This window comes from Mycobacterium sp. IDUB_28 (assembly GCF_055419285.1).
In genome coordinates this window covers 185,527-208,398 of record NZ_JBVAXK010000008.1, presented here as the reverse complement: position 1 = coordinate 208,398, position 22,872 = coordinate 185,527, and the positions used below count along the sequence as shown (strand labels likewise).

Below are 22,872 nucleotides of genomic sequence, written 5' to 3'. Positions count from 1 at the left end.
CCCGCCATTGCCAACGAGCAAGATGGTCGACATGACCGCCGTATACCGAGCGCCGATGCGCTCCCGCAGCGACGAGATCGACCCGCAAGCGACTCTCGAGCGGGCTCGCCGCTTGGGCGTGTGTGGCTTCGGTCAACAGGTGTGCGACTCCGGCGAGGGCGAACGTCTGGACCGCCGCGTCGCGCGGTTTGCCGAGGTGCCGGACGGTTCGTTCGTGTGGACCCGCGACACCGACGGCCTGTATTGGCTGGGAAGAATCCGCGGGGCATATTTCTTCGACGCCGACGACGGGGCCACCGAGGTCGATCTGGTGCATGTGCGGCCGTGCGACTGGTCAGCCGAACCCGTGTTGGAGCACGATGTGCCTACCGCGGTGGCGGAGACCTTCCGCCGTGGCGGGCGGAATTTTCAGCAGACCCACGATCCATCGGTAGGGATTGCGACACAGCGCATTTGGGACCGCGAAACCAATTGAGACGTTATCGGTCAGCATTCTTTGCGACCAAGACTTCGCCTTCGAGCCCGTCGGGGTCACGAAAGAAAAGACTGCGCACGGCACCGAAGTCGTTGACTGCACCATCACTGGCGCCGCGCTCGACAAGCCGCTGCCGGATCACCTCGAAACTTTCCGGCGTGGCCGCCTGCAAGCCGAAGTGGTCGAGCCGTCCGCGACCCCACATCGGCGTCTGCCGGTCTGGCTCCCGATTGCCCTCGATGGTGACCACATTGAGTTCGGTGTGCGGGCCGATGCGGATCATCGTCATGGTCTCATCGCCCTTTTCACCGTGCGGCTCGGTGGGCCCGACCTCCGCTTCGAACACGCCGGTGTAGAAATCGCGCAACCGGTCGATGTCGCCGGAGATCAGCGCGATGTGATTGATCCCGTCGAGTAACACCGGCCACCCCTTACGCTCTCGATTCCGAGCGCCGAACCCGGCGCAGCAGGTGCACCACGGCAACCACCAGCCCGCCCACCACCGCACCGATCACCGCCGAGGCTGCGGTATTGAACAACCAAGCCAGCACACCGCCCACCGAGTCGACCGCGTGATGTATGCCTTCCTCCGCGTGGTGCACCAGACTGTACGGGGTCTGCCAGCCGAGGTGACTGCTGTGCACCAACAGGATGTGGCCGCCCACCCAGAGCATCGCCGCAGTCCCGACGACGGAGAGTGCCGAGAGCAGTCTGGGCATCCCGGCGACCAGGCCGCGACCCAACGCCCTGCCCGCTCGGGACGACGTCGCAGCGAGCCGTAGGCCGACGTCGTCCATCTTCACGATGCCCGCGACGACCCCGTAGACGGCGACCGTAATGACGAAGGCGACGATGACCAGGATGATGAACCGCGGCAGGAATGCGAGTTCAGCCACTTCGTTGAGTGCGATCACCATGATCTCCGCCGACAGGATGAAGTCGGTCCGGATCGCACCGGCCACCATGTGAGCCTCGCTCTCCGGCAGCTCGGCTTCGCCGTGGTGACCGTGCAGACTGCTCCAAACCTTTTCGGCGCCTTCGAAACACAGGTACGTCGCACCGAGCATCAGGATCGGGCTGAGCAACCACGGCGCGAACTGACTGAGCAGCAGCGCACCGGGCAGGATGAACAACAGTTTGTTGCGCAGCGACCCCAGCGCGATGCGCTTGATGATCGGCAGTTCCCGCTCGGCCGAGATTCCCTCGACGTACTGGGGCGTCACCGCCGTGTCGTCGATGACGACTCCGGCGGCTTTTGCCGTCGCGCGTCCGGCGGCTCCGCTGATGTCGTCGAGCGATGCCGCGGTGAGCTTGGCGAACATGGCCACGTCATCCAGAAGGGCGAACAGACCTGCACTCATCGCGTCTGCTCCATGGCGCGCAAGAGTACTCGCGTGAACCTCGCGTGGCTCATCAGGCAGGTCGGCTGCCGATCTCCAGACCAGCCAGTTCCGAGGTCCCGTCGAAAATGGTCCGGCCCCACTCCCGGACGGTGAGGCGCAGGGTGCCGGCCAGGTACTCGTAGTCGGTGTCGATATTGCGGCGTTCGCCGGGCAGCGGCACCGGCAGCACGTGCGGGCCGTCGCCGACGCCACGGCCGTCCAGCTCGATGTGGAACCGCGGAGTCCGCGCCTCGATCTGCCAACGCAGGTCATTGCCGGTGTAGGATACCAGCGCCGGTGGGGTGATACGCAGCACCCGATTGCCAAGTCGCACAACGACTCCGGTGACATCTCGCTTGAACGGGCCCAACTCCAGCAGGCCACCGGAGAATGCCACGCACACGTCGGCGTCGCCGAAGTCGTGGGCCTGACCCCACCACCAGCGCAACGGGAATCCCGCTCCCCAGTTGCGTTCGCAGTACAGCGTGGCGTTGGTAAAGGTCCACTGCTCGTCGCCGCTTGTCACAGTTCCCGACGCTTTGCCGCCCAGCCGGTAGGGATGCCAATACTGGTTCAGGAACGGGACGGACGAGAACACCCCACCGCCGCCGAACGGCTTGGGCCAGCGGAATTCGTCGTCGAATTTCAAGTCGACTTCGCTGTCGCCGATGACCATCCGGAGCCGTTCGCGGCTCGCGTCGATCACATCCTCACCGCTCTCGGCCTTGACCGAGAACTCGGTCCGGTCGGCGCGCACCCCGTCGATCGCGGCCGAGCGCACCACCCCACCTGGGTGCAGCGCGATCGCCGCCGTCGACCATTCGCCTTCGGGATGCCGATTCTCGCTGCACAGCGCGACCACCACCCGGCCGGTGTCCGGCTCGGTGATCCGCCAGAACCAGCCCTCCATCTCAGTGCCGTGCGAGGGCAGCGGATCCCCGAAAGGCACGTCGGCACCGGTGCGTCGATAGAGCGATACGAACTGACGGCCGGTGTTCAAGACAGATTCGACGACGTCCATCCATGTTTCGTACCCACCGTCTACCGGGATGAACCGGCCCCCCTAGCCGGATTGCTCACACTCGCGCGGACTGGCCCAGATACGCGACGATGGCGTTGGTGAGCCCGCGGCGCGCTTCGTCGAGATCGGCGTAGCTGCCGAGCTGTCGTTCCGACGCAAGGCCCCGCATCGCGCCGGGGATCATGGTTGCAATCTCCCGCACCCGCTGCGCGTCGACCTGCAGATCGGCGAAGGCGTTTTGGCAGACGGCGTGCCAGCTCTGACCCCACGAGCGCAGTTCGGCTGCGGTGCGCGGATAGAGCCGATCAAGCTCGGCGGGTTCCCGCGGCAGCGCCGCACGCAGGTTCTCGATTGCCCGGGAGTCGGGTGCGGTCAGTCCGTCGTACAGCGTGTCGATGATCTCCGTTACCCGCGCCTGCAACGACGCTCCGGTGTCGGGGTTGGCGAACAGGTTGGCGCGGCGTTGCGCGGTGTGGTGCAGCACGGCGGCCCAGAACCCGTCCGCGTCGCCGAATTGATACTGCACGGTGCCCCAGGTCACGCCGATTTGTTTGGCGATGCGATTGGCCGAAACCGCTCCCGGATCGCCGGACGCCAGAGCGGTGACCGCGGCGTGCAACATGGCCTCGCGGGTGGCCAGGCCACGCTTGTTGGATCGGCGACCCGCACTGTCCGCCACCGCCACAAGGCGCATCCTAACCCGGGCCTCTTGGTTTCGTTGACTGCTTTATGAATCTTCCATAGAGTATTCGACCATCGGATCGAGAGGACCGCGAGCATGGCCAAGCCGCCATTGTCGATGAAACCAACCGGATGGTTTCAGGTTGCGTGGTCAGACGAGATCGGCGTCGGCGATGTCCACACGATGAAGTATTTCGGTCAGGAGCTGATCGCCTGGCGCGCCGACTCGGGCGGGCTCACCGTGATGAACGCCTACTGCGAACACCTCGGCGCTCATCTGGGTTACGGCGGGAAAGTCGTGGGCGAAGTGCTGCAGTGCCCTTTTCACGGTTGGCAGTGGAGCCACGAAGGCCGCAACGTCTGCATCCCGTATCAGGACCGCCCCAACCGGGGCCGTCGGATCCAGACATATCCCGTAGTCGAACGGAATGAGTCCGTCTACATCTGGCACGACATCGAAGGCCGCGCACCGTATTTCGATGCGCCCGACGTCTTCGCCAGCTTCGCCGACGGCAGCGATCCCGACGACTACTACCCGCAGCAACGGCTGTTCCGCCAAGACCTAGAACTGCATCCGCAATATGTGCTCGAGAACGGCGTCGACTTCGCGCACTTCAAGTTTGTGCACAACACACCCATCGTGCCGATCTTCACCCGGCACGACTTCGACGACCCGGTGTCCTACGTCGACTTCACCATCACCTTCGAAGGTGACGACCAGCAAAGCATCGACGACGTCAAGAGCGGCGTGGAAGCCATCAACGGCGGACTGGGCATCGCGGTCACCAAGAGTTGGGGAATGATCGACAACCGCACCATCTCGGCCGTCACGCCGGTCGACGAGCGCACCTCCGACGTCCGGTTCATGGTCTATATCGGACGGGTTCCCGGTCGTGAAGGTCTGGCGGCCGAACGTGCGGAGCGCAAAGCGCTCGGGTTCGGCGAGGAAGTCATCCGGCAATTCACCCAGGACGTGCACATCTGGGCGCACCAACGCTATTCCGATCCGCCGGCGCTGGCAACGGCGGAGTACGAGGGGTTCACCGCAATTCGCAAGTGGGCCACCCAGTTCTATCCCGATGGCCGGGGCGGCAGTGCCAGCGAGCTGGCCCGGTCGACCGCGCGGGCGAAACCCGATTCCCGAGAGGTGCGGCTGTGAGCATCAAAGTCTTTCAAGTGGCAACCGGCAATGTCGGAAGCGAGATGATCAAGCGCATCGCCACTCAGCCCGACCTGGAACTGGTTGGCGTGCACTGCTATTCCTCCGACAAGATCGGTAAGGACGTCGGCGAACTCGTCGGACTGCCGGCCAACGGCGTCACCGCGACCGGCAGCGTCGACGAGATCATCGCCGCCAAGCCCGACGTGCTGACCTTCCACGGTGTGTTCCCCGACGAGGACCTCTACGTCAAAGTTCTTGAAGCTGGGATCAATATCGTCACCACCGCCGACTGGATCACCGGCTGGCATCGCGACCGCAACCACCCGCACCCGTCCGGAAAGCCCGTCACCCAGTTGCTGGCCGAAGCCTGTGACAAAGGCGGCACGACGTTCTACGGCACCGGGATGAACCCAGGGGTCAACCAGATCCTGGGCGTGGTGTGTTCGGCCGACGTCGCGGAAATCGAGAACGTGACCACCATAGAATCCGTCGACGTGTCCTGCCACCACTCCAAGGACACCTGGATTGAGGTCGGTTATGGCCTGCCGGTGGATGATCCGTCGATTCCGTCGAAGTTGGAAAAGTACACCCGAGTGTTCGCCGACAGCGTGCTGATGATGGCCGACTGCTTCGACATCGAACTCGACGAGGTGAAGTTCAGCTACGAGCTCGGCGCCTGCACCAAGGACGTCGACCTCGGCTGGTACACGTTGCCGAAGGGTTCGCTGGGCGGCAACTACATCAAATATCAGGGCATGGTGGATGGCATCCCGAGGGTGGAGACGCACCTGGAGTGGCAGATGACCCCGCACACCGATCCCAGCTGGGACATCAAGGGCTGCTACATCACTCAGATCAAGGGTGACCCGTGCATCTATAACAAGCACATGATTTTCCCCAAGCCCGGCATCGACCTGTCCAACCCCGACAACTTCGCCTCCATCGGCATGACGGTCACCGGACTGCCGGCACTGAATTCCATCAAGTCGGTGGTCGCCGCTCCCCCGGGTCTTGTCACCAGCGCCGACCTGCCGCTTCGGGCATTCGCCGGCCGCTTCAAGATCTAGCGAAACACGTTGCGCTATCGCGTCGTCGGGTGGGGCACCGGCACTGTGGGCCGAGAAATACTCACTACCGTCCTCGATCACCGCGACGACATGGTGGTGGTGGGCGCCCGGGTGTATTCCGGGGATAAGGACGGCCTCGACATCGGCACGCTGCTGGGGCGTGACGCCATCGGAGTACACGCGACCACGTCCGTCGACGACATTCTTGCCCTCGACGCCGACTGCGTGCTCTACACGCCACGCAACGCCAGCCTGGACGAGGTGTGTGCCATCCTGTCGAGCGGTAAAAACGTTGCCACCACAGCGTTCTTGTTCCATCCCCGGCGTATCCCGTCAGCCGAGCGGGACCGCGTGGCCGCCGCCTGCCAGGCCGGCAACGCCTCGGTGCATGGCAGTGGATTGAATCCGGGCAACCTGTCCGGGGTGTTACCTCTGGCGTTGTCGGGCATGAGCCGCACCATCGACAAGATCACCCTGCAGGAGCGGGCCGATTGGTCGGTGTACGAGAGCACCTCGATCACGTTCGACAACATGGCTTTCGGTCAGCCGATCGAAAAGATCAGCCCCACTGCGACCGACTTTCTGGCCTTCAACAGCGGCCTGTTCGAAAACCAGGTCTGGTTTCTCGCCGACGAAATGGGAGCTGACATCGACGAGGTGGTGGCGGCGGTGGAAGCGGTCCCCGCGAAGGCCGACCACCAGATTTTCGAGCATGCGCTGCTCGCCGGATCCACTGCGGGCCAACGCTGGACGTGGTCGGGGCGCAGAGCCGGGAAGACACTCATCGAGATCGAGGCGCTGTGGACGGTGGGCGGTGAATACCCGGAACACTGGCCCAAACCCGAGCACGGTTGGACGTTGACGATTGAGGGCGATCCTTCCATGCGCGCCCATTTTTTCGCGCTGGCAAGTTTCACCCGCGCTGCCACTATGGCCGAACACGTCAGGTCGGCCAGTGTCGCTACCGCTATGCAGGTCCTCAACGCGGTGCCGGCGATATGCCAGGCACCCGCCGGCTTCGCAACCAGCGCGTCACTGCCATTGATCCGCAGCCACAACGGGTTTGGGCGCACTCGCTAGCCTGGCGACAGTGCACTCAGGGTGGCCCGGCCACCCGGGTCTTCGGCAGTCGACGGCACAATCGCGACGCAGTCGGCGCCGGCTTTCCGGTACGCGCGCACCCGCGTCCTGATCTGCTCGGCCGAGCCCAACGCACCCACTTCGGCCAGCAACTGCACTGGAATGGCAGCCGCCAGTTCGCGCCTGGTCGCGCCTGCTCGCGCCATTACGACGAGGTCGTTGAACCCGAGGTCACTGAACATTTCGCCGTAGCCCGGTGGGGCGAGATACACCGCCAGTTGGCCGGCGAGTTGAGCATGCGCGCCGGCACCGGGATCGAGGGCGACCGGCACCCATACCGTGAGGCGGGGCACGGAACGGTCACCCGCTGCGCGCTCGAGCGCAGCCCGAACCTGCGCGACGCGGGCGGGCGAGGCGAGGTTGAGCACCACCTCGTCGGCGTGCCGGGCCGCCAGCGCGACCATGCCCGAACCGAACACCCCCAACGCAATTCGCGCCTCAGGTATAGGATGGCGCAGCCGGAAGCCGTGGCTGCTGACGTGTCGTCCGCTGTAGTCGGCGCGGGCGCCGCCCAGTATCGGCCGCAGGCATTCGATGGTTTCGCGCATGACGGCCACATGGTAGGACCAGTCGCGGTTGTGCCAGCCGGCCACGATCGCCGGACTGGAGGCCCCCAGCGCGAGATCGATCCGGTTGCCGGTCAGTGCGGCGACCGTGCTCGCCCCCAACGCCAAGGTCACCGGACCGCGCACGCCGACGGCCAGCGGACCAATCTTGAGCGTTAAATCCGTTGCACGCAAACCGATTGCAGTGGCGAGCGCGAACGCGTCGTAGGTGGCCATCTCACCGATCCACAGCGCATCGAATCCGCTCTCCGACGCAACCTGCGCGATGTCCAGCGCCTCGGTATCGGGACGGTCGAGCCAGTACGGCAGGACGACTTCGATGTCGGTCACAGCATTGACACGTCGGCGGGCTGATCGAGCAGCAGGCGGCCGGGCAGTTCGCGCGATGCCTCGTTGACCTGGAAGTGCGCGGTGGCGGTGAACGCATCGCGGAACCGCCGCTGCAGTGGCGAGCTGTCAAAGATAGCGCTGCCGCCGGCCAGGTCGTACATGGCACGGACCACGTCCGCGGCGGTCCGGGCGGCGTGCGTGGCCGCCAGCCGTAGCCGGTTGCGCAGCGTCACCGACACCGGGTCGTGGTCCTGGCTGGCCTGCCAGGCCTCCTCGACCGTGACGTAGTACAGCGCGCGTGCCGCGCTGAGTGCGGACTCGGCAGCCGCCACCGCCGCCTGGGTCGCGGGCCGCTCGGCCAGGGTCCGGGTGGAGCCGAGTCGTGTTGTGTTACCGGCTATCTCGGCGAGGTCGTCAATGGCGGCACGCGCATTACCCAGTGCCGCAGCGCCGATGGACAACGCGAAGAAACCGAACACCGGGAAGCGGTACAGCGGCCGGTCGACGGTCGGGCCGTCGAACACCGAGAACACCCGGTCCACAGGTACGAAGACTTCGTCGGCGACGGTGTCGTGGCTGCCGGTGCCGCGGAGGCCCAGGGTATGCCAGGTATCAAGGACCGTCAGATCACTCTTGGGTAGTGCGACAACGGACGGCACGCGCCGCTCGTCGACGAAGCAGCCGGCAAACAGCATGTCGGCGTGGGTGATTCCGCTGCAGAACGGCCAACGTCCGGTCACCACGATTCCGCCGTCGACCGACTTCGCGGTGCCGCGCGGCGCCCACACCCCGGCGGCGATACCGCGGCCGTCCCCGAACATCTCCTCGCGGGCGCCCGCCGGCAGGTAGGCGACCAGTAGCGCGCTGGTGATCGCGATCGATACGCACCATCCCGTTGCCGCATCACCGCGCGCGATCAGCTCGGCGCACCGCAGCGCGGTCCCGGGATCGAGTTCCAGCGCGCCGACTTCGCGCGGCATGGTGGCGCGCAGCAACCCTAGGTCATTGAGCCGGGCGATGAGCTCGGGGGGAAGCCTGCGCTCGTTGTCGATGTCGGCCGACAGCTCCCGCGCGTACTGGGCGACCTTCTCGGCAAGGAGTTCGATGCTGTCGGCATCGCTGCCCGGTGTCATTGGCGGCTCCGGTGACTGTGAGGGTGCAACAAAAGTAACACCCGACGATTCATCGCCCGCCGTTCGAGTGCGGTCGCCTACTATCGGGACGCATGTAAGCCGCCGACCAGGTCGGCCAGGTCTTCCCTACTCGGCGAGTAGAACGGGAAGTAACAGCAGACATCGGAAGCCATTGCACCGAAACGATTTTCGATCTCAGCTGCGCATTCGTCGGGACTGCCGACGATACCGATGGTGCGCACCATCTCCTCGGTGATCAACGCCCGCATACCGGCATAGTCACCCGTCTTGGACATGGCGTTGAGAAGCGGTTGCAGCTCGGCCCAGCCCTCGACCTCCAGCACCGGGCGGTAATTGGGTGTGGAACCGTAGAACGCGATCAGGGTAGCGACGCCGTCGACAGCTGCCGCCAGCTGCGCCTCGGTACCACCGACAGCGACCATCGCCTGCGCGATCACCTGAAGATCGGCAACCGACCGCCCGGATTCCTGCAGTCCCTCAGCCAGCGCCGGCGCGGTCCGCTGCGCGAGGTGTCGCGCACTGTTGAACGGCATCACCAGCAGTCCGTCAGCCACTTCCGCCGCCTTGCGGGTCATCAGCGGTCCGAGCGCTCCCATCAGCACCGGCGGTGGACCGAAAGGGTTGGGCCCCGGATTGAAATTCGGCGGCATCAACGTGTGGGTGTAGAACTCACCCCGAAACTTCAACGGCGCCTGACCTTCCCACGCCGCGAAGATCGCCTTGATCGCGGCGACCTGCTCAGCCATCCGGCTCGCCGGCTTGCCCCACTGCGCTCCATACCGCTTCTCGATGTGCGCTTTGATCTGCGACCCGAGACCGAGCCGGAATCGCCCGCCGCTGTAGCACTGCAGATCCCAGGCTGAGTGCGCCAGATGCACCGCACTGCGCGGCCCGGCGATCGCCACATTGGTCATCAACTCCAGGTCGGCCTCCCCCGCCGCCACGACCAGCGGGAAGAACACGTCGTGGGGTCCCTCGAATGTGAAAAGGCCGTCGGCTCCCAGTTCACCGATCTCGCGCACGCTGTCACGCACCTTGTCCGGTGCGCCCTCTACCTGCAGATGTACCTTCACGCCAGCCACGATTCCCTTCTGATCGGGCCAACCCTACGACATGACGGTGCCGACGACGCGCGTACTCGGCTATGCACCAGGCGAATTCAGGGCGCAGGACACGAATTCGCGATTTGTATCGAGACCGGCCACAGCGCCGTCACCACCCCGAAGGCCCCGACGTCAGCACCGGCCGGCATCACCTTGGCCAGTCGCGTCTCAATCTGCTGAACCTGTTCTGCGTGCAGGAAGGCCCACACCAGGCCCACCGACAGATAAGGAATCGCCAACCACACAGCCGCTTCGATCAGCGCCGCGATGCTGACCCGGTGATCCAACAGCCGGCGCAACCGGTCCAGGCCCACCTCGACTCTGCCTATGCTGCCATGTGATTGCGTCATCGTGCGCTCAAATCAGCGGGCGGCCGCGCCGAACCCGATGGCGCACATCGAGGAGCAGCACGTGACTGCCGCCCTGCCGGATGAACGGCGGCAGGAACCGGTTGACGAAAGCCACCAGCAGGAACAACCTTTCGAAACGCCGTTGCCTGGTGTCACTCCACGAGACACCGAGAGCCTCCCGGAAAACCGGGGCGAGAAAGCCGGTGGTCAGGAACTTCAGCAGGCGGTGAAACGGCCACCGCAGCAGTGGATTGATCATCCGCAGATCAATCAGCTCGTGCAGATATCGGCCAACTGTGTCGCTGATTTCGACGTGCGCGCAGGCCTGGACCCAGTAATCGTCGAAGGCTGCCCGAGTCGGCGGCCACTGATCCTCGCGCACCTGCAACGTGGTGCCCAATGTCCACGCGGAGCGGTAGAACTGTTCTGCCTGTTCGGCATTCATCGGGCCGCGCAGCAACTGATAGGTGTCCTCCAACCCGACGAACAGGCAGGCGGCTACCCAGAGCTGCAGGTTGCGATCAAAAGCGTTGTAGCGGACCGGACTTTCCGGCGTGGACCGGACCTGCCGGTGCGCGCCGTCGACGGCCTCGCGGATCGCGGCGCGGTCCCGGTCGGACCCGAAGACCGCGACGGCCAGATACTGGAAGGTGGTGCGCGCGCGTTTCCACGGGTGCTTGAGCAGGTTGCCGGAATCCACCTTGGACTCCACCACGCCGTAGCCCACTCCCGGCCGCGACAACTGCATGATCACATTCGCCGCGCCTGCCGCGAACGACCAGAAGTCCATCGCTTCGCGGACATGGACTTGCCGATCGGTCCAGCGGGCCGTCTGCCGGGTGACCCGGATGCGAGTGTCCTCGAGGGCCAACACCGGAGGTTCCAACGACGGTTCGGGCGAAACTGTCATTAACCGAACCTCCCGCCCGATCCAATTGAAACCTGAGCTCAGCAGCCATTGTCAGGTTCTCACAACCGCGAGAAGTGAGCAACATCCGCTCGAACTATGGTTAACATGTTTGGTGACTACACACGCCGTCGCCGCCGGGAGCCACCCGATGCTCACAGCACTTCGTAACCTACTCGACTACAAGATGACCGTCGCCGAGCTGATCGGCCTCGCGGTCATCGTTGGCGTCCCCTACCTGTTGGTGGGCCTCGTCTGGTCGGTTACGCATACCTCGCATCTGCACCAGCTGCACGGCGCCGACGCGGTGGTGTCGTTTCTGGGTTCCATCGTGTCGTGGCCGGTGCTGCTGTTCTCCAACGTCTGCATGACCTGACGTCCGACGCCTGCGCTCTACTGCGGATGGCCGGCCAGGTACTCGGCCGCGGAGATCCGTTCGGATGCGGCGTACCCGACGGGCAACAGCACGTCACCCATCGTGGTCAGGTAGTAGACGTCCCACCGGTGGTAGGCGGCGAAGGCGGCGGGGTCGCCGCCGATCGCAGCGGCGTAGTCCTTGACGGCTCCGACGTAGTTGCTCGAATGGTTGTAGCTGTAGATGGCGCCGTCGGGATTGCCGGCGAAACCGTTGGCCGCAAGCATCCGGCCGGCCGCCATGATGCTGTCCCGCGGTGAGCGGATGTCGCCACCCTGGCCGTAGCTGGCGAACGTGGACGGCAGGAATTGCATGGGCCCCTGCGCACCCGCGGTGCTCACCCCGGAGATGCGGCCGAAGTCGGTCTCGACCATGTTGATCGCTGCCAGATAGTTCCAGCCGACGCCGCTGGCCGCCTCGGCCGCACGGTAGTAGCTGAGCAACTCGGCGGCGGGCGCCGGCGGGTCGATCCGCCAGGCGGGCAACGTCGGCTTCGCCTCGCCTGCGTTCAACGCCTGCAGGTGGTGCCGCGCGTCGACATTGCGGTTGTAGATTCCGCTGAGCTGCGCCGGAATGAGCGGTCGCACGACCGGCTCCCACTCGGGGTGGCGCCCGATGGCACGGTAAGCGGCCTGCTCACGCAACGCCGCGGCCTGCAGCACCGCCTCCGACGACGACGGGTCGCGCAGCGCTTGCTCGTCGGCGACCAGATCCCGAGCCAGTTGCGCCGGGTCAGCGGCCAGCGCCGGTTGCCCGAGCACCAGCGCCGGTGCCGCGTACTGCACCAGCCCGAGCGCGGCCATCATCACGAAAAGTGCTGCGCCGCAGCGCAACAAATGGAGCCGATACGGACTGTGGGCTATCACCATGTTCTCGACCTTCAGCGCTGATGCGGGAGTATTTCCGCCCTCCATCTTGTCCGCTGCGACGCAAATGGCCAAGCTTGCTCACGTCGCCGGGTCTACCAGGCCGGTTCGGGGTCCAGCGCCACCACGCGGTTGCCCTGCCACTGATAACGCACGGTGGTGATCGGTCCGGGGCATGCGGTGCATACGTTCCGGCCGTCTTTGTAGTCCAGGGTGACGGTGTCGTCGGTGGTCTTGGCGGCGTTCAAAGATGTGAAGGGATACGCCTTCGAGGTGGCGACACCGGCGAAAGCGCCTTTGTGGAATAGCAGAGCCAGGTCAGGCGAACTGCCGGTAGCACCCAGGACAGTGACGATCACCGTCGACAGCGTGGTGCACGGGTTGTAGTTGCTGCTCGGATCGAAGCTGTGCGTGTTGGTATCCCACCCGGAATTGTCCGGCAGGGCCGGCAGCGACTTGACCGCGGCTTGAATCTCCGGCGCTGCCAGGTTGACCCCGCACGCCGGGTCGGCGTGCGCGCGCACCGACAGTGGATTCAGCACGCTGAACGCGGCGATCAGCGCCGCCGGCACAATCATGCGTATCGACACATTGCCTCCCTGTTGGCGGCCTCCCCGTTGGCTGCACCCATGGTCGCGCGGCAGCATCTCAGGTGGTAGGACCGTGGCGACATTGTGTCGAAGAAGTGACCCTGCGGGTCCTGCCGATCAGTCTCAGTCTTCGGTCTCCACGACCAGCACTTCAGCTTTCGCGCGCTTGGAAACGGCTCGCGGCACCGAGCCCACGATCCGACCCACCAGCGAGTTGGTACCGACGTTGCCGACCACCAGCAGGTCAGCATTCGCGTCTTCGACGAGCTGCAGCAGCGCATCGACCGGTGCACCCTCCACGGCGCGTTCCTCGACCTTGGTGGCACCGGCCTCGCGCGCGCGGTCGGCAGCCTTGTGCAGCAGCTCGTAGACCGGCGCGTTACCTTCGGTGCGGTATTTCTCGTCGCGCGCCTGGTCAGGTGCCGTCCCGCCGTCGTCGCCGTCGTCCAGATACGCCGAAGCAACGATCAGGGTCGCCTCCGACTCTGCGGCGATCTTCGCAGCCCGATCCACCGCGCGCAGCGACGTATCAGACCCGTCGGTACCGACTACCACGACGTTGTAGTTGCTCATTGGAATCCTCCCGAAGGTGTGACCATTTACTAGCCCCTGACGGGACGAACCAAACAAGTTTGCTCGATCCGGTCGGCTAGGCGGTCCTGACGGGCAGCTGCGCCCACCCTCGCACGCTGGATGTCCGGGCCCGGCGGGCGTTGCCGTAGTCGACCTCCCAGTCAGTCCACCGCTTGAAGACCTCCTCGAAGGCGACGCGTCCCTCCAGACGCGCCAACGCCGAGCCGAGGCAGAAATGCAGCCCCTGGCCGAAACTGAGGTGGCCACCCTTGCGGTGGATGTCGTAGCGGTCAGGGTTGGCGAATTTTGCCTCGTCACGATTCGCCGACCCGTTGAGCAGCAGCATGTAGGAGCCCGCGGAGACGGTCTGCCCGTACAGCTCGACATCGGCAGCTACGTACCGCGCCTGCACCGGCGACGGCGGCTCGTAGCGCAGGGTCTCCTCCACCGCGGATCCGAGCAGCGAAGGATCGGCGACCAACTCGCGACGCTGATCCGGATGTTCGCCGAGCAGTTGGCCCATGAATCCGATGAGTCGCGCGGTGGTTTCGTTGCCCGCGCCTGCGATCATCGCGGTGTAGGCCAGGACTTCGGTGCGGTCCAGCCGGCGACGGGTCCCGTCCTGCTCTTCCACTTCGGCGTTGAGCAGCTCTGTCATCAAGTCGTCGGACGGATGCTTGGCGCGCCACTCGATGTAGTCGGCGAACAGCGCGATGGAGTCCTGGAACATGGTGGCGCTGATATCGCCCTGCTGCGCACCGACGGTGATGCTGTGGTCGTTGCAATCGCGGATGACCTGTTGCTCGCCTTCGGGGATGCCCAACAGGTACCCGATGGTGCGCATCGGCATGATCGCGCCCAGATCGACCACGAAGTCGAAGCCGTCGGCATCCCGCAGCGGATCCAGTGCGCGCGAACAGAATTCACGCACCAGATCTTCGACGGCCAGCATCCGGCGCGGGGTGAATACCCGCGACAGCAGCTTGCGGTGCAGGTCGTGCAGCGGCGGATCCTCGAACAGCAGGATCCCCGGCGGTACTTCGAGGCCGCTGAACAGGATGTCGGCAGTGGTGCCGCGGCCCGACCGGTAGGTCTGCCAATCGTGCAGTGCGGGCGCCACATCGGCGTAACGACTCAGCGCGTAGAAGTTGTATTTGTCGTTGAAATACAGTGGCGCTTCGGCACGCATCCGTTTCCACACCGAGTACGGATCGTCGTCGATGTCGTGATCGAACGGGTCGTAGTAGAGCTGCGCGGTCTGGACCATTGATGTTCCTATCGAGGCTGGTTCGGGACACCGGGGAACAGCTGCTCATTGGGCCCCGAGGTCACGTAGCCGCCCAGCATCGTGATCAGATGGGGCGCGAATACCGCGCCGTAGAGCAGGTTTCCGATCAGGATCACCGCGCCGATGGACAGGGCGGCGGACTTGACGCGGTTCTTGGTCCTCGACTCGGCCCACATTTCGATGACGTTGCGGCCGAAGGAATCGGTGCGCCCGAGCAGGTAGGCAAAGACCATCATCTGCACGCCCAGGGCGATGGAGTCATAGATCGGGTACTGGTGCTTGGTGCCTTCGAAAACAGCCAACCCGGGAATCACGTACGCGTAATAGAAGACACCGAGCCGGGCGCCGAGGAAAGCGTTGAAGACGAACGCCCAACAGAATCCGACGACGAAACCGGAGATCAGGAGGGTGAACGGTCTCCCCAGCCTGTTGGCCCAATCAAACCGGGCCACAAGCCTTTTCCCGAGCGCGGCGCCGAGCACGGCGGGCAGCACGAAGTAGCCTATGTAGCCCGCCGGTACCGACGAAGGGAGCCCACCCCACGTCATGTTCAGCGGCCACCACGACGGCATCCGCGGCAGGGCAGGCGGGAACTGCGCATACATCGCCCAGTCGTAGGGTGCCTCGATCCAGGAGAACGAGATCGCCGAGATGCACAGCAGCAGCAGCGGGTGCAGCCGACACTCCCGGACGCTCAGATACACACCCGCGGCGGTGAACGCGATGCCACTACCCCACCCGAAGATGACCGCGCCGGTGAGCAGCGGCGTCAGGCCGTCGTTCATTGGACAGGCTCGTCACGGTCGCCGCCACGCGCTTCGGGGTCGAAGTAATAGACCGCGCCGAAGATCAACACGATCAAGCCGAACAGGGTGCCGAGCATGATGACTGCGCCCACCGCCACGCCCCTTCCCGTAGACTTTTAATAGTGGACACTATTCTAAGCGATCGGTCAAGGGACTATCGTGAATAACCGTGTCCCCGCGACCTGCGCCCGAGAAGAAGCGGGCTGCGACGCAAGCCACCGTTGCGCCGCTGCGCCGACCCCGCGGCGAACCGCGCCGGTTACTGCTCGATGCCGCACGGGAGTTGTTCGCCCGGCAGGACTATCGGAGCACCACCACCCGGGAGATCGCCGAAGCCGCCGGAGTCAGCGAATATTTGCTCTTCCGCCACTTCGGCTCCAAAGCCGGCCTGTTCCGGGAAGCCCTCGTCGTACCCTTCACGACCTTCGTGCACGAATTCGGCCGGACGTGGCAATCGGTCGTCCCCGAGGAGACCGAAGAAGAGGATCTGGCAAGGCTTTTCGTCGGACAACTCTATGACGTGCTGGTGGAACACCGCGGCCTGCTGCTGACCCTGTTGGCTTCCGAAGGCTTCAGCGAGGACGAATTCGCCGGCACCGGGATGGCCGATATCCGGGCGGCACTCGCGGTACTGGGCCAGATCAGTGCGGAGGGAACCCGGCTACGCGGGTTCAAGTCCAGCCAGCCCAACCTGCCGGCGCACTCGACGGTGGCGATGATCGTCGGCATGGTCGCGCTGCGCTCCACCTACTTCGGCGACGAACAACCCTCGCGCGAGGTCATTGTCGACGAACTCGTCCAGGCGACCCTGCACGGTTTCCTGCACCGCACCTGACTACTGCGCGGGCTCCGCCGCCTCGCTGCACCGGGGCAACTCGTGCAGGGCTGCGGGTCCCGCCCCGTCCGTCTGCAGAATCCGTTGGTCGTCCGCGGTGGTGGCGACGCTGATCTGCAGTTCGTCGCCGGCGGCGTTGTCCGGTGTGACGAAAAGCTGCAGTTCGCCCGAATTTGCGTACAGGATCGCGTCGTCACTGGACAGTTTCCACGGCTGGCCGTCGGTCGGCCACCGGCCGCCGATGAGCCGGATTTCCTCGCGGTCGCTGTCCTCGTCGCTCGAGGTCGTGGTGACGCAGTCGACCCATAGCTTCGACGGCACCGGACGGAAGTAGACCGCAAGACGCTGCCGGTTCAAATTGGCGTCTATCGGGATCCCGATCGGCGGCAGCAACGTCCCCTCGGGACGGTCGTTGAGCGATTTCCTGACCTCGCGCGACCCCAATCCGGCACCGAACCAGTCGATCGTCAGCAACGTGCTGACGTAGTTCACGATCGCCAGGGTCAGCACACTGCCGGCGCTGGCGCCCACGCCGGCCCCCACCGCCCAAGTGACCGGCAGCGCAAGCAGACCGACCACAGCGGCAGCGCCGGCGGCCGTCGCGGTCTTACCGGCCAGCGTCAGGCTGAAGTCGGCGTCCACTTCCGGCTCCGGCGGGTTTTGCGTCGGACGCACCCCGACGGTCCGGGGTAGCCGATCGAATTGCTCGTTGACGTGCTTGACGATCGCTTCGTAGTCCTTCTCGTCGAGTTCTCCGGCGCGCTTCTTCTCGCCGGCCGCGCTCAGCGAGCGCTCCAGGCTTTCGACGGATTCGCGGTCCGCGTACCAGGTCTCGGTCTCATCGGGGTCGCGCGGGATGTCGTCGAGACCCATCTCGTAGGTGACTTTGAAATTGGCCTTGAAGTCGTAGAGCTTCGTGTCCGCGCTGACGGTGCCGTCGATGACCAGCCGGCCCTCCCCGGTTCGCGGCAAGATGTCTGCGGTGAGCCCGTCCAGGTTGCGATCTTCGCCGCCGATGTTGACCGTCTTCGGTCCCTCCAGCAGACACGGCACCTCGGCGACGAAGTCACTTTCCTCGAGGCCGAAGTTCTTCATCACGGTGTCTCGGACCTGTCGCAGGATGCTCCACCCGGTGACCGCCAATCCAGCTTTCTCACGCGGGTTTTCGGCCAGGATCGAGGCGGGCAGCTCCTCCCCGGACGGCAGCTCGCGCAGCGTCTGGAGCTGGATCACCAAGGACTCGTGGGTGATTGCGTCCGAACCGGAGCCGACCTCGAAACGCTGCACCACCACGTCGAGGTCCTTGAATGTGGTGTCGTCGTCGGACTCGGGGTCCACCTCGACCGGCGTCGGCATGATTTTGACGATGCCGTCTTCGCCCTCCTCGGCGAGTTTGGGACGGACCGCATCGGCGATCTGGGCAGCCAGCGAGTCGAGCACCCGGGTTCGTAGTTCCTCGTCGGATGTCATGGGGTGCTGCAGCCGCTCCATGTTCACCATGAGTTGTCCTGCGATGCTGTGGGTGATCCAGTGCGCCTCGGCGTAGTCGAGTTCCCAGCTGACCCGGGGGTCCTGCCCGGCGAACACCGTATGACCGTCGGAGCGGCGTTCCAGGTCCGATCCGTACAGCCGCCCGCTGTACTCGTCCGCCGGCGGGGAAGCCACCAGCACGGGTGCGTCCTGCACGGTCAGATTCAACGCGATGGTCTGTTTGCCGGGCTCGATTTCATAGGGCTCGAGCTGGTCGTGGATCGTCAGCCGGCCGAACAGCGGGATCTCGTTGTACGGGATTTCCCGCGACTCCCCTTTGCGGGGACCGTCCGGGATGGTGATCGTCACCGGCGGCAGCGGCACCAGCGGGATGCAGCTTACCGAGTCGATGACGATCTTCGAGTCGAAGATCGCCAGGTCGATTGCGAAGTGCCGCAATGGATCACGGAGATCTCCGTCGACCTCTTCCTGCCACGGGCGTTGCTGGGCGTCGTGGATGAACCAGACCCGATCCAGGGTCAGGTCCAGCGTCGCGGTCGCCGAATAGCCGGTACCGTCGACAGACTCGGTGTACTTGTCGCCGCCGACCATGTCAGCCGTCTGGTCCTGGACGCGTTCACGATGGATCTCGATGATCGTGTCGGGGCGATGCATGTCAACCTCCCGGTGCGGTTGCTGCGCGTCATTCTGAACGGAGTGCTCGCGCTTTCTGTACCCACAAAGAACCGTCTTGAGTCAGGCGCCGCCGGGATGCGGGCCGGCATCACGGCAACTTGATCACCGACACGTACATTTCCAGCACCGGCCGGAACAGGTCGACGTCGTCGAGCTGACTGCCTAACATCACCGAATCCGTGGTGGCCACCAACACGTGGGCGAACGTCAACGGCGGGATCAGCAGCGCTCCGCCGAGCCGGTCGATGCCCTCGACGATGAACTTGCTCAGCGCCTCGACGACCTCTGAGCGTTTGGCGGCCACCCGCTCGCGCGCTTCGGCATTGCGCAGGAGATACAGGGTGAACTCGTGGCCCAGCGCGGCATGTTCGGCGCCGCGGTCACGACTCAGTTGGCGCCATCGCTCGGCGATGTCGTCGAGTTCGTGTGCACCGATCTGGGTGGACGTCGACATGACGTCGGCGAAGTTGTCGAAATAGCGGCGCCAGTACCGGTCACTCACGGCGAGGAACAGGTCTTCCTTGGTGGCGAAATGCTTGTAGATCGCGCCCTTGGTGTAACCGGCAGCATAAGCGATGTCATCGAGAGTCGCTGCGGTGAAACCCTTTTCGGCGAACACTTCCTGCGCAGCATCCACCAGCAGAGCACGGGTGTGCTCGAGTCGTCGCTCTCGCGTCCACCGCTCCGCCATGCCGTGATTGTGCCACAGGATCTGAGATGCTCATTGTTCATTCAGATACCGATAGGTATATTGCCGATGGATCAGTAACCGAGGGGACCCAACGTGAGTGAATCGCTGAGGCAGCAGGATGTGCCTGCCGTCGCCGAGTCGGCCGGCAACGTGGCCGATTTCGGCGCCCAGGCTCAGGTGCAACGGGTGCAACTGTGGGCGGTCGCCGGCGGAGCGTTGCTCGTTCTGCAGGTCTACGTGTGGATCCGCTGGATCACAGGGCCCTACTTTGAGCGGGTCCCAGCGGGTCCGACGGACGTGCCGCTGTTCATGAAAGTGCCGCTGATAGCGAACGCGGTGATCCTCTGGCTGGCGCTGCCGTTCGCGCTGTGGTGGTTCATCGTGCGGCCGTGGCGACGGGAACGCCGCATCACCCTGGACGGCATGCTGCTGGTGTCCACCGGGCTGATGTTCTTCCAGGACCCGCTGCTCAACTACTTCAACACCTGGTGCACCTACAACAGCTGGCTGTTCAACCGGGGTTCGTGGTCCTCACACATACCGGGGTGGGTGTCACCTGACGAGCCGGGCCGTCAGGTCGCCGAACCGCTGTTGACGAACGCGCCGGGCTACGCCTATGGGGTTCTGCTGATCACCATCTTCGGCTGCTGGGTGATGCGCAGAATCAAAGCGCGATGGCCGAATCTCAGCAACCTCGGATTGATCGGCGTGACATACCTGTTCACGTTCGTTTTGGACTTCGTCATGGAGGGTTGCCTGCTGTTGCCCACCGGGCTGTTCACGTATCCCGGTGCTATTCGGGCTGTTTCGATCAATGCCGGCCATTACTACCAGTGGCCGGTCTACGAAGGACTGATGTGGGGCGGCGTGCAGGCGGGCCTGTGCTGTCTGCGCTACTTCACCGACGACCGTGGCCGCACCGTCGTGGAACGTGGAATCGACCAGGTACGAGGCGGATTCGTCAAACAACAGTTCACCCGCTTTCTGGCGATCTTCGCCGCGGTGAGCGCGTGTTTCTTCTTCCTCTACAACGTTCCCGCGCAGTGGATGGGTATGCACGCCGACCCCTGGCCACAGGACATGCTCAAGCGTTCGTACTTCGTCAGCGGAATCTGCGGCGACGGGACGACCCAGCCCTGTCCCGACCCCGCGCTACCGATGCCGCGCAAAGGTTCGGGATACATCGACACCGACGGCAAGCTGGTTCTCCCACCCGGCGTTCGAGTACCACAGACCGTCCCCTTCGAACGAGGGAAATGAGTTGCCGGACAGAGCTGATGTGACGATGGCAGGAGGCTCCCGCGATGAGTGATCTGATGAACCAGAACGCGCCGGTGACCACCGAACGGCTCGGCAGCGCCGCCGGACTCAGCGTGCCGGGACCGCGACCAACCAGACCGGTCCGGATCTGGGCAGCCGCCGGTGGCGCAATCCTGGCGTTCCAGCTGTTTGTCTGGATCAGCTGGATCAGCGGACCCAACTTCGAGCGGGTGCCCGCCGGGCCCAGTGATCCGCCGACGTTCATGAAAGTCATCCTCACGACCTGGACGGCCGTGATCGTCGTGGGTTGGCCGGTTGCCATCTGGCACTTCATCGTGCGGCCCTGGCGGCGAGAACGGCGGGTCACGCTGGACGGCATGCTGCTGGTCGCCTGCGGCCTGATCTTCTTTCAGGATCCGCTGTTGAACTACTTCAACACCTGGAGCACCTACAACACCTGGATGTGGAACCGCGGCTCGTGGGTGCAAAACGTTCCCGGCTGGCAGTCGTTCGGTGAACCGGGCCGGATGATGGCCGAGCCGCTGTTGATGAACGCGCCGGGTTACTCGTTCGTCCTGCTGTGCACGATTCTCGGTTGCTGGGTGATGCGCAAGGTCAAGTCGCGGTGGCCCAACATCAGCAACGTGGGTCTACTGGGCGTCGTTGCGGTGTGGGCGTTCTTCTTCGATTTCGTCATCGAAGGACTCTTTCTGATGCCAATGGGGCTCTTCACCTACCCCGGTGCGATCCGGTCCCTGTCGATCAACCCCGACACCTACTACCAGTGGCCGGTGTACGAAGGACTGATGTGGGGAGGTGTGCAGGCCGGGTTGTGCTGCCTGCGCTACTTCACCGACGACCGCGGTCGCACCTTCGTCGAACGGGGGCTCGATCGCATCCAAGGCGGAGTCTTCCGACAGCAATTCACCCGCTTCCTGGCGATCTTCGCCGCGTGCAGCGCATTCTTCTTCGTGTTCTACAACCTGCCCGCGCAATGGTTCGCCATGCACGCCGAACCGTGGCCCGACGACGTCCTGAAACGGTCCTACTTCCTGATGGGAGTGTGCGGAGACGGCACGGATCGGCCGTGCCCGGATCCGGCATTGCCGATGCCGCGCAAGGGATCCGGCTACATCAACACCGACGGCAAGCTTGTGTTGCCGCCCGGCGTAGGGCTGCCGAACACGGTGCCGGTGGAACGGGGAAAGTGACTCGATGACTAACGGGGTGCCTGTGGAAGTTCAATCCGGTTGCACCACACCGTTTTACCGAGCGGTAGGTGAGGAAGTCCAGGTCTTCCGGGCCGCCGCCCGACGCGGTCTGCCGGTGCTGCTGAAAGGGCCCACCGGGTGCGGCAAGACCCGGTTCGTCGAAGCCATGGCGCACGAGCTAGGCCGCAACCTGATCACCGTCGCCGGCCATGAAGACATGACATCCGCGGACCTGGTAGGTCGATTTTTACTCAAGGGCGGTGAAACCGTCTGGGTGGATGGGCCATTGACGCGGGCGGTGCGCGAAGGTGCCATCTGCTACCTGGACGAGGTGGTGGAAGCACGCCAGGACACCACGGTCGTGATCCATCCCCTGGCCGACCACCGTCGCGAATTACCGCTCGACCGGCTCGGCACCACGTTGCCGGCCGCTCCGGGTTTTCAGTTGGTGATCTCCTACAATCCCGGTTACCAGAGCGTCCTGAAGAACATCAAGGAGTCGACCCGGCAACGTTTCGTCGCCATCGAGTTGGACTTTCCGCCGCCCGACATCGAAACAGAGGTTGTCGCCTACGAATCCGGAATCGACCTCGCGACCGCGCGCACCTTGGTCCGGCTCGGCAACGCGATCAGGAACCTGGACGGCTCCCCGCTGGGCGAAGTTTCCTCCACCCGAATGCTGATCCTGGCCGGCGGCCTGATCGCCGAGGGGCTGAGCCTGCGCTGTGCCGTCGAGTCGGCGGTGGTTCGCGTGCTGTCCGACGACCGGGAAGTGGTCCGCGCCCTGGGTGAGCTCGTCGACGCGGTGCTGCCCGCGCCGTGACGGCGTCAGA

The 22,872-nt window shown here is 64.7% G+C and carries 25 protein-coding genes; 9 read left to right on the top strand and 16 right to left on the bottom strand.

All coding sequences use genetic code 11. From position 1 onward, the window contains the following. The first annotated feature begins 31 nt into the window (after positions 1 to 31). Positions 32 to 475 (top strand): GAF domain-containing protein, encoded by a 444-nt coding sequence (locus ACZYZ9_RS18390; protein WP_463827695.1) that lies wholly within the window; start codon positions 32 to 34, stop codon positions 473 to 475. Positions 476 to 479: 4 nt separating this feature from the next. On the opposite strand, the gene ACZYZ9_RS18385 is transcribed toward ACZYZ9_RS18390, so the two are convergent. From ACZYZ9_RS18385 to ACZYZ9_RS18370, 4 genes are read right to left on the bottom strand one after another with little or no spacing between them, the layout of a single operon-like run. Beyond that, positions 480 to 896 carry a VOC family protein gene (locus ACZYZ9_RS18385; RefSeq protein ID WP_463827694.1) on the bottom strand — a complete coding sequence of 139 codons (417 nt, stop codon included), beginning with the start codon at positions 894 to 896 and terminating at the stop codon, positions 480 to 482. 10 nt (positions 897 to 906) lie between these two features. Beyond that, positions 907 to 1,836 (bottom strand): DUF808 domain-containing protein, encoded by a 930-nt coding sequence (locus ACZYZ9_RS18380; RefSeq protein ID WP_463827693.1) that lies wholly within the window; start codon positions 1,834 to 1,836, stop codon positions 907 to 909. Between the two features lie 52 nt (positions 1,837 to 1,888). Then, positions 1,889 to 2,878, bottom strand: coding sequence for a tocopherol cyclase family protein (locus tag ACZYZ9_RS18375; RefSeq protein WP_463827692.1), 990 nt, complete (start codon positions 2,876 to 2,878; stop codon positions 1,889 to 1,891). 55 nt (positions 2,879 to 2,933) lie between these two features. Continuing rightward, positions 2,934 to 3,500: a TetR/AcrR family transcriptional regulator gene (locus tag ACZYZ9_RS18370; RefSeq protein ID WP_463827794.1), complete on the bottom strand. Its 567-nt coding sequence runs from the start codon at positions 3,498 to 3,500 to the stop codon at positions 2,934 to 2,936. A 156-nt stretch (positions 3,501 to 3,656) separates the two neighbouring features. Here ACZYZ9_RS18370 and ACZYZ9_RS18365 point away from each other — a divergent pair, with 156 nt between their 5' ends. Genes ACZYZ9_RS18365 through ACZYZ9_RS18355 form a run of 3 tightly spaced genes read left to right on the top strand, consistent with a single transcriptional unit; the run spans position 3,657 to position 6,868 of the window. Continuing rightward, positions 3,657 to 4,718, top strand: a complete 1,062-nt coding sequence (locus tag ACZYZ9_RS18365; protein ID WP_463827691.1) for a Rieske 2Fe-2S domain-containing protein — start codon at positions 3,657 to 3,659, stop codon at positions 4,716 to 4,718. Then, on the top strand, positions 4,715 to 5,788 hold the full coding sequence (locus ACZYZ9_RS18360) for an NAD(P)H-dependent amine dehydrogenase family protein (RefSeq protein WP_463827690.1): 1,074 nt from the start codon (positions 4,715 to 4,717) through the stop codon (positions 5,786 to 5,788). Before ACZYZ9_RS18365 ends, ACZYZ9_RS18360 begins: the two co-directional genes overlap by 4 nt. A 57-nt stretch (positions 5,789 to 5,845) precedes the next feature. Next, a complete protein-coding gene (locus ACZYZ9_RS18355; protein WP_463827793.1) occupies positions 5,846 to 6,868 on the top strand; it encodes a dihydrodipicolinate reductase in 1,023 nt (340 codons plus the stop codon). Here the strand turns inward: ACZYZ9_RS18355 and ACZYZ9_RS18350 are convergent. From ACZYZ9_RS18350 to ACZYZ9_RS18330, 5 genes are all read right to left on the bottom strand, one after another. Then, entirely contained in the window at positions 6,865 to 7,824 is a 960-nt protein-coding gene (locus tag ACZYZ9_RS18350; protein WP_463827689.1) for an LLM class F420-dependent oxidoreductase, read from the bottom strand. The two genes, ACZYZ9_RS18355 and ACZYZ9_RS18350, sit on opposite strands and share 4 nt — an antisense overlap. Then, positions 7,821 to 8,957, bottom strand: a complete 1,137-nt coding sequence (locus ACZYZ9_RS18345) for an acyl-CoA dehydrogenase family protein (RefSeq protein WP_463827688.1) — start codon at positions 8,955 to 8,957, stop codon at positions 7,821 to 7,823. Before ACZYZ9_RS18345 ends, ACZYZ9_RS18350 begins: the two co-directional genes overlap by 4 nt. A gap of 80 nt (positions 8,958 to 9,037) precedes the next feature. Further along, a complete protein-coding gene (locus ACZYZ9_RS18340; protein WP_463827687.1) occupies positions 9,038 to 10,051 on the bottom strand; it encodes a TIGR03617 family F420-dependent LLM class oxidoreductase in 1,014 nt (337 codons plus the stop codon). Positions 10,052 to 10,137: 86 nt separating this feature from the next. Continuing rightward, complete coding sequence (locus ACZYZ9_RS18335) at positions 10,138 to 10,431, bottom strand: hypothetical protein (protein WP_463827686.1); 294 nt, start codon at positions 10,429 to 10,431, stop codon at positions 10,138 to 10,140. A gap of 7 nt (positions 10,432 to 10,438) precedes the next feature. After that, on the bottom strand, positions 10,439 to 11,341 hold the full coding sequence (locus ACZYZ9_RS18330; protein WP_463827685.1) for an oxygenase MpaB family protein: 903 nt from the start codon (positions 11,339 to 11,341) through the stop codon (positions 10,439 to 10,441). A gap of 148 nt (positions 11,342 to 11,489) precedes the next feature. Here ACZYZ9_RS18330 and ACZYZ9_RS18325 point away from each other — a divergent pair, with 148 nt between their 5' ends. Next, entirely contained in the window at positions 11,490 to 11,714 is a 225-nt protein-coding gene (locus ACZYZ9_RS18325) for a hypothetical protein (protein WP_463827684.1), read from the top strand. Between the two features lie 17 nt (positions 11,715 to 11,731). Here the strand turns inward: ACZYZ9_RS18325 and ACZYZ9_RS18320 are convergent, their stop codons facing one another. From ACZYZ9_RS18320 to ACZYZ9_RS18300, 5 genes are all read right to left on the bottom strand, one after another. Then, positions 11,732 to 12,559 (bottom strand): lytic transglycosylase domain-containing protein, encoded by an 828-nt coding sequence (locus ACZYZ9_RS18320; RefSeq protein WP_463827792.1) that lies wholly within the window; start codon positions 12,557 to 12,559, stop codon positions 11,732 to 11,734. A 155-nt stretch (positions 12,560 to 12,714) separates the two neighbouring features. Then, complete coding sequence (locus ACZYZ9_RS18315) at positions 12,715 to 13,209, bottom strand: LppP/LprE family lipoprotein (RefSeq protein ID WP_463827683.1); 495 nt, start codon at positions 13,207 to 13,209, stop codon at positions 12,715 to 12,717. Positions 13,210 to 13,332: 123 nt separating this feature from the next. Beyond that, positions 13,333 to 13,782 (bottom strand): universal stress protein, encoded by a 450-nt coding sequence (locus ACZYZ9_RS18310; RefSeq protein WP_463827682.1) that lies wholly within the window; start codon positions 13,780 to 13,782, stop codon positions 13,333 to 13,335. 76 nt (positions 13,783 to 13,858) lie between these two features. Further along, positions 13,859 to 15,049 carry a cytochrome P450 gene (locus tag ACZYZ9_RS18305; RefSeq protein ID WP_463827681.1) on the bottom strand — a complete coding sequence of 397 codons (1,191 nt, stop codon included), beginning with the start codon at positions 15,047 to 15,049 and terminating at the stop codon, positions 13,859 to 13,861. 8 nt (positions 15,050 to 15,057) lie between these two features. Next, positions 15,058 to 15,855: a spirocyclase AveC family protein gene (locus tag ACZYZ9_RS18300; protein WP_463827680.1), complete on the bottom strand. Its 798-nt coding sequence runs from the start codon at positions 15,853 to 15,855 to the stop codon at positions 15,058 to 15,060. A gap of 190 nt (positions 15,856 to 16,045) precedes the next feature. Here ACZYZ9_RS18300 and ACZYZ9_RS18295 point away from each other — a divergent pair, with 190 nt between their 5' ends. Beyond that, on the top strand, positions 16,046 to 16,711 hold the full coding sequence (locus tag ACZYZ9_RS18295) for a TetR/AcrR family transcriptional regulator (protein WP_463827679.1): 666 nt from the start codon (positions 16,046 to 16,048) through the stop codon (positions 16,709 to 16,711). Here the strand turns inward: ACZYZ9_RS18295 and ACZYZ9_RS18290 are convergent, their stop codons facing one another. Both ACZYZ9_RS18290 and ACZYZ9_RS18285 read right to left on the bottom strand, forming a co-directional pair. Continuing rightward, positions 16,712 to 18,856, bottom strand: coding sequence for a hypothetical protein (locus tag ACZYZ9_RS18290; RefSeq protein WP_463827678.1), 2,145 nt, complete (start codon positions 18,854 to 18,856; stop codon positions 16,712 to 16,714). 109 nt (positions 18,857 to 18,965) lie between these two features. Then, on the bottom strand, positions 18,966 to 19,568 hold the full coding sequence (locus tag ACZYZ9_RS18285) for a TetR/AcrR family transcriptional regulator (protein ID WP_463827677.1): 603 nt from the start codon (positions 19,566 to 19,568) through the stop codon (positions 18,966 to 18,968). A 93-nt stretch (positions 19,569 to 19,661) separates the two neighbouring features. Between ACZYZ9_RS18285 and ACZYZ9_RS18280 the strand changes: the two genes are divergently transcribed. The 3 genes from ACZYZ9_RS18280 to ACZYZ9_RS18270 are packed head-to-tail and all read left to right on the top strand — an operon-like array spanning position 19,662 to position 22,862. Continuing rightward, positions 19,662 to 20,828 (top strand): spirocyclase AveC family protein, encoded by a 1,167-nt coding sequence (locus ACZYZ9_RS18280; RefSeq protein WP_463827676.1) that lies wholly within the window; start codon positions 19,662 to 19,664, stop codon positions 20,826 to 20,828. A 44-nt stretch (positions 20,829 to 20,872) separates the two neighbouring features. After that, positions 20,873 to 22,039: a spirocyclase AveC family protein gene (locus ACZYZ9_RS18275; RefSeq protein ID WP_463827675.1), complete on the top strand. Its 1,167-nt coding sequence runs from the start codon at positions 20,873 to 20,875 to the stop codon at positions 22,037 to 22,039. 4 nt (positions 22,040 to 22,043) lie between these two features. Then, a complete protein-coding gene (locus tag ACZYZ9_RS18270; protein WP_463827674.1) occupies positions 22,044 to 22,862 on the top strand; it encodes an AAA family ATPase in 819 nt (272 codons plus the stop codon). Positions 22,863 to 22,872 lie beyond the last annotated feature (10 nt).